Source organism: Modestobacter sp. NPDC049651, assembly GCF_040659695.1.
Lineage (GTDB): Bacteria > Actinomycetota > Actinomycetes > Mycobacteriales > Geodermatophilaceae > Modestobacter.
In genome coordinates, this window is the sequence record NZ_JBFAOG010000015.1 from 46,185 (window position 1) to 58,566 (window position 12,382).

12 protein-coding genes and 1 pseudogene are annotated in these 12,382 nt (G+C 75.7%); 8 read left to right on the plus strand and 5 right to left on the minus strand.

What is annotated here, in order from left to right; translation table 11 throughout:
* Position 1 precedes the first annotated feature (1 nt).
* The 6 genes and pseudogenes from AB0J00_RS17860 to AB0J00_RS17885 all read left to right on the plus strand — a co-directional run bounded on the left by AB0J00_RS17860 (position 2) and on the right by AB0J00_RS17885 (position 7,093).
* Positions 2–2,521 (plus strand): ABC transporter permease, encoded by a 2,520-nt coding sequence (locus AB0J00_RS17860; RefSeq protein ID WP_357747216.1) that lies wholly within the window; start codon positions 2–4, stop codon positions 2,519–2,521.
* Positions 2,522–2,619: 98 nt separating this feature from the next.
* The gene (gene acs / locus AB0J00_RS17865) at positions 2,620–4,596 is read left to right on the plus strand and encodes an acetate--CoA ligase (protein ID WP_357747218.1); all 1,977 of its coding nucleotides are present in this window, start codon (positions 2,620–2,622) and stop codon (positions 4,594–4,596) included.
* Positions 4,597–4,797: 201 nt separating this feature from the next.
* Positions 4,798–5,004, plus strand: a pseudogene (locus AB0J00_RS17870) (helix-turn-helix transcriptional regulator); the annotation flags it as partial.
* The gene (locus tag AB0J00_RS17875; RefSeq protein ID WP_357747345.1) at positions 5,005–5,535 is read left to right on the plus strand and encodes a hypothetical protein; all 531 of its coding nucleotides are present in this window, start codon (positions 5,005–5,007) and stop codon (positions 5,533–5,535) included.
* A 117-nt stretch (positions 5,536–5,652) separates the two neighbouring features.
* Positions 5,653–6,150 (plus strand): phage holin family protein, encoded by a 498-nt coding sequence (locus AB0J00_RS17880; protein ID WP_357747220.1) that lies wholly within the window; start codon positions 5,653–5,655, stop codon positions 6,148–6,150.
* A 139-nt stretch (positions 6,151–6,289) separates the two neighbouring features.
* Entirely contained in the window at positions 6,290–7,093 is an 804-nt protein-coding gene (locus AB0J00_RS17885; protein ID WP_357747223.1) for an alpha/beta hydrolase, read from the plus strand.
* A gap of 1 nt (position 7,094) precedes the next feature.
* On the opposite strand, the gene AB0J00_RS17890 is transcribed toward AB0J00_RS17885, so the two are convergent.
* From AB0J00_RS17890 to nth, 5 genes are read right to left on the minus strand one after another with little or no spacing between them, the layout of a single operon-like run.
* Positions 7,095–8,276: a MarP family serine protease gene (locus AB0J00_RS17890; protein ID WP_357747225.1), complete on the minus strand. Its 1,182-nt coding sequence runs from the start codon at positions 8,274–8,276 to the stop codon at positions 7,095–7,097.
* 4 nt (positions 8,277–8,280) lie between these two features.
* Positions 8,281–8,751, minus strand: a complete 471-nt coding sequence (locus AB0J00_RS17895) for a plastocyanin/azurin family copper-binding protein (RefSeq protein WP_357747228.1) — start codon at positions 8,749–8,751, stop codon at positions 8,281–8,283.
* The gene (locus AB0J00_RS17900; protein WP_357747231.1) at positions 8,748–9,551 is read right to left on the minus strand and encodes a CoA pyrophosphatase; all 804 of its coding nucleotides are present in this window, start codon (positions 9,549–9,551) and stop codon (positions 8,748–8,750) included. Before AB0J00_RS17900 ends, AB0J00_RS17895 begins: the two co-directional genes overlap by 4 nt.
* On the minus strand, positions 9,548–10,141 hold the full coding sequence (locus AB0J00_RS17905) for a TlpA disulfide reductase family protein (RefSeq protein ID WP_357747233.1): 594 nt from the start codon (positions 10,139–10,141) through the stop codon (positions 9,548–9,550). Before AB0J00_RS17905 ends, AB0J00_RS17900 begins: the two co-directional genes overlap by 4 nt.
* Entirely contained in the window at positions 10,138–10,965 is an 828-nt protein-coding gene (gene nth / locus AB0J00_RS17910; RefSeq protein WP_357747236.1) for an endonuclease III, read from the minus strand. The genes AB0J00_RS17905 and nth overlap by 4 nt, the downstream gene beginning before the upstream one ends.
* 111 nt (positions 10,966–11,076) lie before the next feature.
* Between nth and AB0J00_RS17915 the strand changes: the two genes are divergently transcribed.
* On the plus strand, positions 11,077–11,568 hold the full coding sequence (locus AB0J00_RS17915) for a hypothetical protein (protein ID WP_357747238.1): 492 nt from the start codon (positions 11,077–11,079) through the stop codon (positions 11,566–11,568).
* Between the two features lie 132 nt (positions 11,569–11,700).
* Entirely contained in the window at positions 11,701–12,375 is a 675-nt protein-coding gene (locus tag AB0J00_RS17920) for a Crp/Fnr family transcriptional regulator (RefSeq protein ID WP_357747241.1), read from the plus strand.
* The last annotated feature ends 7 nt before the right edge of the window (positions 12,376–12,382 follow it).

Genomic DNA, 12,382 nt, shown 5'->3' on the forward strand with positions numbered 1-12,382 from the left:
CATGGGCGGGATGCTGCGGCTCGCCCGGCAGACCGCGCGGTACCGCATCGCCGGGCTGCTGGCCGTCGCGTTCGCCGTGCTCGGCGGCGCTGCGCTGGTCACCGGCACCGGGGTGCTCGCCGAGACGGGGCTGGTGTCGCACCTGCCTGCCGGGCGGCTGGCCGGCGCCGACGTCGTCGTCACCCCTGTGCAGCGCGTGCCCGTCGTCGAGGACATGGACGTCGCGCTGCCCGAGCGGGGCACGCTGCCGGCCGGGCTGGCCGACGAGCTCGCCGGCGTCCCGGGGGTGACCGCGGCCGTCGCCGACGTGAGCTTCCCGGCCGCCGTCGTCGGCCCCCGCGGCCCGGTGGCCACCGGCACGGACGCCGCCACCGCCGGGCACGGCTGGGCGTCGTCCGGGCTGGCCAGCGGCCGCACCGTCGACGGCGTGGCCCCCACCGGCGCCGGCGAGGTGGCCCTGGACCGGGACCTGGCGACGGCCGCCGGGGTGCGCCCCGGTGACCGGGTGCAGGTCGTCGCCGCCGGCCGCAGCGGGGAGTACCGGGTGTCGGCGGTGGTCGGCCCGGCCGGCACCGGCGTGCTGTTCGCCGACCCGACCGCCCGCGAGCTCGCCGGCCGGGACGCCGGACCGCGGGCGGGCACCGTCGACCTGGTCGGCCTGCGCGTCTCGCCGGGCGCCACGGAGTCGGTGGCCGACGCGGTGCGGGAGCGGCTCGGCGACGAGGCGGACGTCGTCACCGGTGCGGACCGCGGCGCCGCCGCCGTCCCCGCCGTGGCGGGCGCCGGCTCGATGCTGCTGCTGATCGCCGGCTCGCTCGGCGGGACGGTGCTGCTGGTCGTCGGGTTCATCGTGGCCGGCGCGCTGTCGGTGTCGATCGCCGGGCAGCGCCGCGACCTGGCCCTGCTGCGCGCCGTCGGAGCCACCCCGCGGCAGATCCGCGGGCTGGCCGCCGGCCAGGCCATCCTGGTCTCCGCGGTCGCGCTCGTGCCGGGCATCGCGCTGGGCCACCTGCTGGCCGGGCAGTTCCGCCGGCTGCTGGTGCACATCGGCCTGCTGCCCGAGGGTCTGCCGCTGCACCTGTCCCCGCTGCCCGCGCTGGCCACCGCCCTGCTGCTGCTCGCGGTGGTGCAGGTGGCCGCCCGCGGCGCGGCCTGGCGGACCTCCCGGCTGCCGGCGACCACCGCCGTGGGCGAGTCGGTCACCGGCGCCCGGACGCCGTCCCGGGTGCGCGTGTCCACCGGCCTGGCCCTGCTGGTCGCCGCGCTGCCGATCGGCGCGCTGCCGGTGCTGCAGCGCGACGAGCTGGGCGCGGCGTCGACGTCGCTGGCCGGGATCGTCGCCGCGATCGGGCTGACCCTCGCCGGCCCCGGGCTGCTGCCGCCGCTCACCGGCCGGCTGCTGCGCCGGGTGCCGGGGCACGCGTCGGCGCCGACCTGGCTGGCCGTGTCGAACGTGCACGGCTACGCGCTGCGGTTCGCCGCCGCGGTCAGCACGCTCGCCATGGGCGTCGTCTTCGTGCTCACCTACACGTTCGCCCAGACGACGGTGATCGGCGCGACCGCCGACGAGGTCCGCGCGGGCACCCGCGCCGACACCGCGGTCACCGCCGACGCGCTGGGCGGGGTCCCGGGCGACGTGCTGCCCGCCGTCCGCGCCGTCCCCGGGGTCACCGCGGCCGAACCGGTCGGCTCCACCGCGGTCGTCTGGACGCACCGCGAGTTCGGCACCGAGACCGTCGAGCCGGAGTCCGCGCTGGTGCTGACCCCGGGCGCCGCGGAGGTGGTCGACCTCGACGTCAGCGCCGGGCGGCTGGCCGACCTCCGCGGCGCGGCGATCGCGGTGGGCAGCGACGTGGCCCGCTCGCGGTCGGCGGACGTCGGGTCGTCCGTGCGGCTGCGGCTGGGCGACGGCACCCCGGTGCAGGCGCGGGTGGTCGCCGTCTACGACCGCACGCTGGGCTTCGGCGGCGTCGTCCTCTCCCCCGACCTGGCCGCCGGGCACGTCGCGCCGCTGGCCCAGCAGGTGCTGGTGCGCACCGACGGCAGCGACCGGGCGCGGGACGGGCTGGCCGCGCTCGCCGCGGACCGCCCCGGGCTCGCCGTCGGCCCGGCCGGCTCCCCCGCCCCGGGCACCGGCGGCGTCGCGCCGGAGGTGTGGGTGAACCTGGCCGCGGTGTCGGTGCTGCTGGGCTACCTGCTACTGGGCATCGCCAACCAGCTCGTCGCGGCGACCCTGGCCCGGCGCGGTGAGCTGGCGACGCTGCGGCTCACCGGCAGCACGCCGCGGCAGGTCCGGTCGATGGTCCGGCGCGAGGCGGGGCTGATGACCGCGGCCGCGCTGGCCGCCGGGCTGGCGTTGGCCGTCGTCCCGCTGGTGCTGCTGGGCATCGGGTTCCAGGACCGGCCGTGGCCGGCCGGGCCGGTGTGGGTGCTGCCGGTCACCGCGCTCACCGTCGCGGCGGTCGCGTTCCTGACCACCGAGCTGCCCACCCGCCGGCTGCTGCGCGCCCCGCTCCGGTGACCCGCGGGGCGACGGGGACGTGAGCGGGGCCATAGGTTGTGCAGGAGAGTCCAGCGCCGCGATCCCGACGGCGGCGCGCGCGATACCGGAGGTGGCGCATGAGCGAGACCCAGCAGGCCGACGCCGGTGGCCTGTCCAGCCAGCTGCCCGAGGGCGGGTTCCCCCCGCCGGCCGAGCTCGCCGCCCAGGCGAACGTGGGGCCGGACGTCTACGAGCGCGCGGCGGCCGACCGGGTGGGCTTCTGGGAGGAGGCCGCCCGCCGGCTCGACTGGGCCGAGCCCTGGTCGCAGGCGCTCGACTGGAGCAACCCGCCGTTCGCGAAGTGGTTCGTCGGCGGGAAGCTCAACGTGGCGGTGAACTGCGTCGACCGGCACGTCGACGCCGGCCACGGCGAGCAGGTCGCCTACCACTGGATCGGCGAGCCGGGCGACACCCGCACGATCACCTACGCCCAGCTCAAGGACGACGTCTGCCGCGCCGCCAACGCGCTCACCGAGCTCGGCGTGCAGGCCGGTGACCGGGTGGCCGTCTACATGCCGATGATCCCGGAGACGGTGGTGACGATGCTGGCGTGCGCCCGCATCGGCGCCGTCCACATGGTCGTCTTCGGCGGCTTCTCCCCCGACGCGCTGGCCAGCCGGATCACCGACGCCGACGCGAAGGTCGTCGTCACCGCCGACGGCGGCTACCGCCGCGGCGCGCCCAGCGCGCTGAAGCCGAACGTCGACGAGGCGCTGCAGAAGGTCGACGGCGTCCGCAGCGTGCTGGTGGTCAAGCGGACGGAGCAGGACGTCGAGTGGACCGAGGGCCGCGACGTCTGGTGGCACGACCTGGTGGCGCGGCAGTCGCCGGAGCACGAGGCGCAGGCGTTCGACGCCGAGCACCCGCTCTACATCATGTACACGTCCGGGACGACCGCGAAGCCGAAGGGCATCCTGCACACCTCGGGCGGCTACCTGACCCAGGTCGCGTACACGCACTGGGCGACGTTCGACCTCAAGCCCGACACCGACATCGTGTGGACGGCGGCCGACGTCGGCTGGGTCACCGGCCACAGCTACATCGTCTACGGCCCGCTGGCCAACCGGGCCACCTCGGTCATGTACGAGGGCACCCCGGAGACGCCGCACCGCGGCCGGTGGTGGGAGATCGTCCAGGAGTACGGGGTCACCGTCCTGTACACCGCGCCGACGACGATCCGCACCTTCATGAAGTGGGGCGAGGACGTCCCGGCCGGCTCCGACCTGTCGTCGCTGCGGGTGCTGGGCTCGGTCGGTGAGCCGATCAACCCCGAGGCGTGGCTCTGGTACCACAAGAACATCGGCGGCGGCCGATGCCCGATCGTGGACACCTGGTGGCAGACCGAGACCGGCGGCCACATGATCACGCCGCTGCCGGGCGTCACCACGCTCAAGGCCGGCTCCGCGCAGCGGCCCTTCCCGGGGATCGCCGCCTCGGTGGTCGACGAGGAGGGCAAGTCGATCGAGCCCGGCGCCACCGGCTACCTGGTGCTCACCGAGCCGTGGCCGGCGATGCTGCGCACGATCTGGGGCGACGACGAGCGGTACAAGGACACCTACTGGTCGCGGTACGGCCAGGGCGTCTACTTCGCCGGCGACGGCGCCAAGCTCGACGAGGACGGCGACATCTGGCTGCTCGGCCGGGTCGACGACGTGATGAACGTGTCGGGTCACCGGATCTCGACCACCGAGGTGGAGTCGGCGCTGGTCAGCCACCCGACCGTGGCCGAGGCGGCGGTGGTGGGCGCGACCGACCCGACCACCGGGCAGGGCATCGTCGCGTTCGTGATCCTGCGCGGGGACGCCGTCGACTCCGGCGAGGACCTCGTCAAGGAGCTGCGGCTGCACGTGCGCAAGGAGATCGGCCCGATCGCGTCGCCGCGGCAGATCATGGTCGTCGCCGAGCTGCCGAAGACCCGCTCCGGCAAGATCATGCGCCGCCTGCTGCGGGACGTCGCCGAGAACCGCGAGCTGGGCGACGTCACCACGCTCACCGACTCGTCGGTGATGGAGCTGATCAGCGCGAAGCTGCCCTCCTCCGCCAGCGAGGACTGAGCCGCTCCACCCGCCTGCCCCGGGCGGCGGCGCCGCAGGCCGGGCCGGCCGGGGTAGGGGTCCACCTTCGCGCGCTAGTGCTCTGCTGCCCCCCTGGCAGCAGAGCACTAGCGCGCTGACAACACCCCTGCCACGGCCCCCTCGTCCACAGATTCCGCGGACGGTCCCCATCGGCGGGGCACGCGCGACACGATCGACCACGTGCAACCGGAGGACGAGGGGGCGCGGGACGCCCCGGACCACCAGGCGCCCTCGGTTCTAGCACCTCTGCTCCGCAGGATCCGGCGGGCCGCCGACCTGTCGCAACGACAGCTGGCTGACGCCCTCGGGCTGAGCCGGAGCGCCATCGCCCGCGCGGAAACCGGCGCTCGGGACCTCCCGGCCACGGTCCTCGCCCGGGCGGCCGGGTTGGCGGGGCTGCGGCTGGGGCTGGTCGACGCCGACGGGCAGGTGGTGGCCGGCATGCGCGACGATGCCGTGCGCGACGGGGCGGGGCGGCGGTTCCCGGCCCACCTCGACGTCCGGTACGGCGACGTCGACTGGTGGCACGGCGACCAGCGGTACGACCGGGAGCAGCCCTGGTACACGTTCGACCGGTCCCGCCACCTGCGCGACCGGTGGCGCAGGGCGACCGGCACGCCCGGCGACCACCAGCAGCCGCAGCCGGGCGACGCGCCTCGTGAGCGGACCCGCGCCCGCGTGGCGGCCGCCCGGGCACGGGCAGCGGAGGCCCGGGAACGGGCGACCGAGCGGGCCCGGGCCCAGCGGGTCGAGCGCGCCCGGCTGGGCCTCCCCGAGCCACCGGACCCGCTCGAGTTCGACTGCACCTGCCCGGCGGGCTGCGACCCGCTGCTGCTCGCCGACCTGCCGGCCGGCGACCCGTGGCACCGCCCGCACCTGCACGTCGACGACTGCCCCTGCGGCTGCGACATCAGCTGACCGCTGCCCCCGCGGGGTGACCCGGACCGGCGACCGGGCCGGTCATGCGGCACGATCATGACCGAAGACCGTGACGCCGTCGGACCCCCGACCGGCGCCGACCTGGGAGGAGCCCCCATGGCCCACAGTGCGCCGGTGCACCCGCTCGTCGAGACCGCGGGGTCGGACCGGACCTCGGTCGGGAACCTCGTCAAGAGCGCGACCGCCGACCTGTCCACGCTGATCCGCGGTGAGATCGAGCTGGCCAAGGCGGAGGTCGGCACCTCGGTCAAGCGCGGTGGCGTGGGCGCGGCGGCGTTCGCCGCGGCCGGCGTGCTGCTCGCGTTCGCCGGGTTCTTCTTCTTCTTCTTCCTCGCCGAGCTGCTCGCCGAGTGGCTCCCCCGCTGGGCCGCCTTCCTCATCGTCACCGGCCTGCTCGTGCTCATCGCGGCCGTCGCCGGCCTGATCGGCTACCGCTTCTTCAAGCGGATCGAGAAGCCGGAGAAGACCATCGAGACGCTGCACGACCTGCCCGACGTGATGCGCCGCCAGGCCCCCGGCCGGCGCGAGCACGACCTGCCGACGGTCCGCAACGGGCACGTCGAGCGGGCCGACCCGCACGCCCGGCTCGGCTGACCCGGGGGTCCCCGTACACCCGGACGAGAGCCCCGAGCCGCCCGACGCGACCAGCGTCCTGCTGCCCGGGCCCTGGACCCACCGCGACGTCTCCGCCAACGGCGTCCGGCTGCACGCCGCCGAGGCCGGGGACGGTCCGTTGGTCCTGCTGCTGCACGGCTTCCCCGAGTTCTGGTGGGCCTGGCGCGCCCAGCTGCCCGGCCTCGCCGCGGCCGGGCTGCGCGCCGTCGCCCCCGACCTGCGCGGGTACGGCGGCAGCGACAAGCCGCCCCGCGGCTACGACCTGCCCACCGCGGCCGCGGACGCCGCAGCCGTCGTCCGCGCGCTCGGCGAGACCGAGGCCGTCGTCGTCGGCCACGACTGGGGCGGGCTGGTGGCCTGGACGATGGCCGCGCTGCACCCGCGCACGGTGCGCAGGCTCGTCGTCGTCTCCAGCGCCCACCCCCGCCGGCTGCGCGCCGGCCTGGGCGATCCCGCCCAGCGCCGGGCGATGAGCTGGATGCTGCGTGCCCAGCTGCCCCGGCTGCCCGAGCGCCGGCTCACCCGCGCCGACGACGACCCGGTGGCCGAGCTGATGCGCCGCTGGGCCGGGCCCGGCTGGGTGCAGACCACCGACTTCGCCGAGGCGGTGCCGCGCTACCGGTCGGCGGCGCGCATCCCGCAGGCCGCGTACGGCTCGATGGAGTACCTCCGCTGGGCCGGCCGCTCCCAGCTGCGCCCCGACGGGCTGCGGTTCGCCCGCCGGATGGCCGCGCCGGTGACCGCACCCACCCTGCAGCTGCACGGCGCCCTGGACCCCGCGGTGCTCCCCCGCACCGCCCTGGGCTCGGACCGCTACGTCGCCGGCTCCTACGAGTGGCGCGAGCTCCCCGGCGTCGGCCACTTCCCCCACGAGGAGGCCGCCGCCGACGTCACCGCCGCGATCGCCGGGTGGGCCCGCTGAGCTACTCGCAGGGGCCGGTGTCGACCTGGGCGGTCGCCGTCCGGCCCTGCTCGATCGCCTCGCGCACGGCCGCGTCGGTGAGCGCGTAGCCGGTGTCGGGGTCGGCGACCGCGGAGGCGAAGACCACGCCGAGCACCGTGCCGTCCGAGGCGAGCAGCGGCCCGCCGGAGTTGCCGGCCCGCACCTGCCCGTAGAGCGCGTAGACGTCCCGGGTGACGGTCTTCGCCGAGCGGAAGTCGGGGCCGCGGATGTCGCCGCGGTCGCGCACCCGCGCCGCGCCGACGTACAGCCCGCCACCGCCCGGGTAGCCCATGACGATCGCGTCGGCGCCGGTGTCGACGGTCTCGGCGGCGAACGCGAGCGGCACCTGCGGCAGCCCGGGCACCGCGAGCACCGCGACGTCGGTCTCCTCGTCCACGTAGACCGGGGTGCCGGTGTACTGCTTGCCCTCCGCGGTGACCTTCGGCTGGCTGACCCCGGCCAGCACGTGCGCGTTGGTCATCACCCGCTGCGGCGCGAAGACGAAGCCGGAGCCGTCGATCTGCCGGGAGCAGGAGTTGGCGATCCCGCGGATCTGCACCACCGAGCCCTCGACCCGCTGGACCACCGGGCTGTCGACCAGCGCCTGGTCAGGCGCCGGGACGTCCTTGGCCTCGGTCGGCGTAAGCGGGTCGAGCACGTCGGGCAGCCCGGGCCGCTCGATGGCCTCACGCAGCGAGTCGTAGAGCGTGCGCACCTGCCCGGGCAGGGTCTGGTCGACCGCCTGCACCAGCGCGGAGCGCTGCACCTGGGAGGCGACCTCCGGGAACGGCGAGCTGGCCAGCGGGGTGGCGACCATCCAGGCGACCAGCAGGACGGCGACCGCCGAGACCACCGCACCGGCGATCGAGTCGACGGTCTTCGCCGGCTCCCAGGTGATCCGGGTGCGCAGCGCGCGGCCGACGAACCCGGCGACGAGCTGCCCGAGCAGCGCCCCGGCCAGGACGACGACCAGCGCGACGAACACCCGGGTGACCGAGGAGTCCGCGAGGTCCTCCGAGATCGGCCCGGACAGCTGCGCCCCGGCCACGGCCCCGCCGAAGAACCCCACGAACGACGTGGCGGAGACGATGAGGCCCTGCCGGAAACCGGAGAACGCGAACAGCAGCGCCAGCAGGATCAGGGCGATGTCGACCAGCGACACCCCGTCACCCGCTCACGGTCATGGTGCCGACCTGACCCAGGGCGACGTGGAAGCTGCACTCGAAGGGGTAGTCGCCGGGCGTCGTCACGGTGAAGGTGATCGTCTGGCTCTGCCCGGGCGCGAGCACCGGGATCTGCTCGGTGATCGCCGCCGGCCCCGCGCCCTCGGTCCAGGCGAAGTTGTGCGTCATCTGCTTCGCGGTGTTGCGCACCGTGAGCTGGACCTCGCCCGGCCGGACCGTGAAGTGGTCGGGGGTGAAGACGTAGTCGTCGCCGGTGGTCAGCGTGATCGACTGCACACCGGCCGCGTCGGTCGTCACCGTCCCGACGTCCCCACCGGCGGTGCGGGTGGCCTCCGGCAGCACCGGGTCGCGGTTCGAGCAGCCCGTCAGCAGGACCGCGCCGACCAGCAGCGCAGCCGGCACCGCCGCCCGCACGCGCCGTCGCTCGACCCCGGGTGCCCGTCGCTCGCTCATCGTCCGGGAAAGGTACGCGTCCCGGCTGGGCGCCCGCCGTCGTCGGCCACGGTCGGCGCGGCGCGGTCGGCGACCGGGTCGTCGGTCGGATCGACGTCGGCAGCACCGTCGACGTCGTCCGGCGGGTCGACGACGGCCGGCGGGTCCGGCAGCGGGCGGACGTCGCCCTGGTCCCACGGCCGGGCCAGCCCCGCCGCGGTGAGGACGGCGTCGAGCAGCCCCGCGGTGAACCCCCACACGACCATCCCGGCGACCCCGAACGCCGGCCCGACGTAGCCCAGCGGGTGCCGCGCCCGGAACCGGTTGGCCGGGTCGGCGAGGTCGGCCAGCGGCACCCGGGCCACCCGGGCGACCTCCCGCGGGTCGCCGGTGACGATGTCGCGCGGGTCGTCCCACCAGCCGACGACGGGTACGACCAGGTTGTCCGACGGCCCGAGGAACAGCTCGGGCAGCGTGGCGAGCACCCGCACCGCGGCCGGGTCGACGCCGACCTCCTCGTGGGCCTCGCGCAGCGCCGTGCCGACCGGGTAGTCGTCGTCCGGCTCGACCCCGCCGCCGGGGAACGCCGGCTGCCCGGCGTGGCTGCGCAGGTGCGCGGACTTCTGGATCAGCAGCAGGTCCGGCCCGTGCGGCGCCTCGCCGAACAGGATGAGGACGGCGGAGCGGCGGGCGGTGCCGGTGGCCTGGGCCCGGCGGTGGCGCAGCGGCAGGTCCCCGGCAGCCGCGACGAGCCGCTGGACGTGCTCCGGCAGGCCGGCGAGCTCCGCCTGCGGGACCAGCGGCCCGGCCGGGACGGTCACAGCTGCACGCCGAGGTGCTCGTCGACCAGCGCCTCCAGGTCGGCCAGCGATGCCACCTTGCCGATCTTGGTGTACGCCAGCTTCCCGTCGGCGGTGATGAACAGCGTGTTGGGCAGGCCCTTCACCCCGAAGTGCGCCAGCAGGTCGCCCTCGCCGTCGAACGCACTGGGGAAGGTGGTGCCGGCGTCGGACACGAAGGACGACGACTGCGAGACGCCGTCCTTGCTCACCACGCCGACCACGCGCACCCGGTCGCCCGCCGCGTCGGCGAGCTGCTGCATCTCCGGCAGCTCCTCGCGGCAGGGGCCGCACCAGCTGGCCCAGAAGTTGACGACCATCGGCACCCCGGGCGCCTTCGCCAGGTCGAGGGTGCCGCCGTTGAAGCAGGGCAGCTGCGCCTTCGGCAGGTCGGTGTCGGCGGCCGGGGTGCCGGTCTGCTCCGGGCAGGGCAGCAGGTCGGTGTCGGCCGAGCCCAGGCTGGACGCGGACGACGAGCTCGCGGCCTCGTCCGGGCCGGCCCCGCCGCCCGGGGTGCACCCGGCCAGCAGCACCAGGCCGGCGCCCAGGGCGGCGAGCAGCCGGCGGCTCACAGGGTGTCCGAGGCGGCCGGGGACTTCACCAGCTTCGCGGCGGCCTCCGGGTCGATCGGGCCGATGCCGTAGGAGGGGCACAGCGACGCCAGCCCGCAGGCGCCGCACGCGGGCTTCTTGGCGTGGCAGACGCGGCGGCCGTGGAAGATCACCCGGTGGGAGAAGATCGTCCACTCCTTCTTGGGGATCAGCTCGGTGATCTCGGCCTCGACCTTCACCGGGTCCTCCTCCGCCGTCCACCCGAACCGGCGCACCAGCCGGCCGAAGTGGGTGTCGACGGTGAGCCCGGGCACCCCGAAGGCGTTCCCCAGGACGACGTTCGCCGTCTTGCGGCCGACCCCCGGCAGGGTGACCAGCTCCTCCAGCCGGGCCGGCACCTCACCGTCGAACCGCTCGACCAGCGCCTGGCCCAGCCCGATCACGGAGTTGGCCTTGGCGCGGAAGAAGCCGGTGGGCTTGAGGATCGTCTCGAGCTCGTCGCGGTCGGCGCCGGCGTAGGCGTGCGCGTCGGGGTAGCGGGCGAACAGCGTCGGCGTCACCTTGTTGACCGTCTTGTCGGTGGTCTGCGCCGAGAGCACGGTGGCGACCAGCAGCTCCAGCGGCGTGGTGAAGTCGAGCTCGCAGTGCGCGTCGGGGTGGATCAGCGCCAGCTCGCGGTTGGTCCGGCGCGCCCGGCGGGTGCGGCCCAGCGGTGTCTCGTCGGGGTCGAACGGGGAGACGCCGAGCCGGGCGACCCGGCCGGGGCGCCGCGGCGGCACCGGGACGACGTACTCGGGGGGCGCAGCGGCCGCTTCGGGCACGGGGGAGGCGACGGGCCGGGACACGTCCGCGAGCCTAGGCCGGGGGTCCGACAGCGGCGCCGCGACGAGGAACGCAGCACGCCGGGGACCCACCTGCGCGGCACCGGCCGGGCGCGACCGGCATACTCGATCGCGGTGCGCGTGCTCAGCAACCGCTGGGCGGGCCCCCGACCGCACGACGACGTCGCCTCTCCACCCGGGCCTCCCCGCCCGGAAGGCGCCGCCGAGGAGGTGCTCGTGGTCGCCCTCATCGTCATCCTGTTCCCGCCGCTGCTCATCGCCTTCCTGCTCGTCATGGAACGGGTCGAGGAGCCGCTGCGGCGTCCGGCGTCCCAGCGGGAGGTCGAGGAGTTCCTCGGCTCCGCCAGCCCCGGCGAGGTGTCGACGCTCGCCCACTCCGGCATCCGCCGGGCGATGGCCCGGTGGCGCCGCCGGCGCAGCCGCGGTCGCGCCGGCCAGCAGGCCGTGCTGTCCACCGGCACCCACTACCCGGCCGTCGACCCCGCCGACGACGTGCGTCCCGGCCGCCCCGCGGCGGGTCAGGGGGCCGGCTTCCCGGGTGGCTACGGCTCCGACGACCCCGCCGACACCGCCCGGATCCAGACCTACCGTCCCCCGGTCAGGTGACCTCCTCCGCACCCTCCCACTCAGAGTGGGCACCCCGGTGACGTTCCGCAGTGGTGAGACGAGCCACAGGCCCTAGACTCCTTGGCGAACGCGGGTCGCCATCGCACCCGCGAGGACGTTCGAGAGGTGCACGTGGACGAGGTCCTTGCCCAGTCCGGTCTCTTCCAGGGGCTGTCGGAGGAGTCCGTCGAGCCCGTGGCCAGCGGCCTGGAGACGGTGACGCTGCCCCGCGGCCGGGTGGTCTTCAACGAGGGCGAGTCTGGTGACAGCCTCTACGTCGTCCTCTCCGGCAAGATCAAGCTCTCCCGCCGCGCCCCGGACGGCCGCGAGAACGTGCTGGCCGTGATGGGTCCCTCGGACCAGTTCGGCGAGCTGTCGGTCTTCGACCCGGGCCCGCGGACGGCCACCGCCACCGCGGTCACCGACGTCCGGCTGGCCAAGATGCCGCAGGCGATGCTGCGGCCGTGGATCGAGGCGCACCCCGAGGTGGGCGAGCGGCTGCTGCAGGTGCTCGCGCGCCGGCTGCGGCGCACCAACGACTCGGTCGCCGACCTCATCTTCACCGACGTCCCCGGCCGGGTGGCCAAGGCGCTGCTGCAGATGGCCGACCGGTTCGGCAGCCGGGAGACCGACGGCCTGCGGGTCAAGCACGACCTCACCCAGGAGGAGCTGGCCCAGCTGGTCGGCGCCTCCCGCGAGACGGTGAACAAGGCGCTGGCCGACTTCGTGCACCGCGGCTGGATCCAGCTGCAGGGCAAGTCGGTCGTCGTCCTCGACGAGGAGCGCCTGCGCCGCCGCGCGCGCTGACGCACGG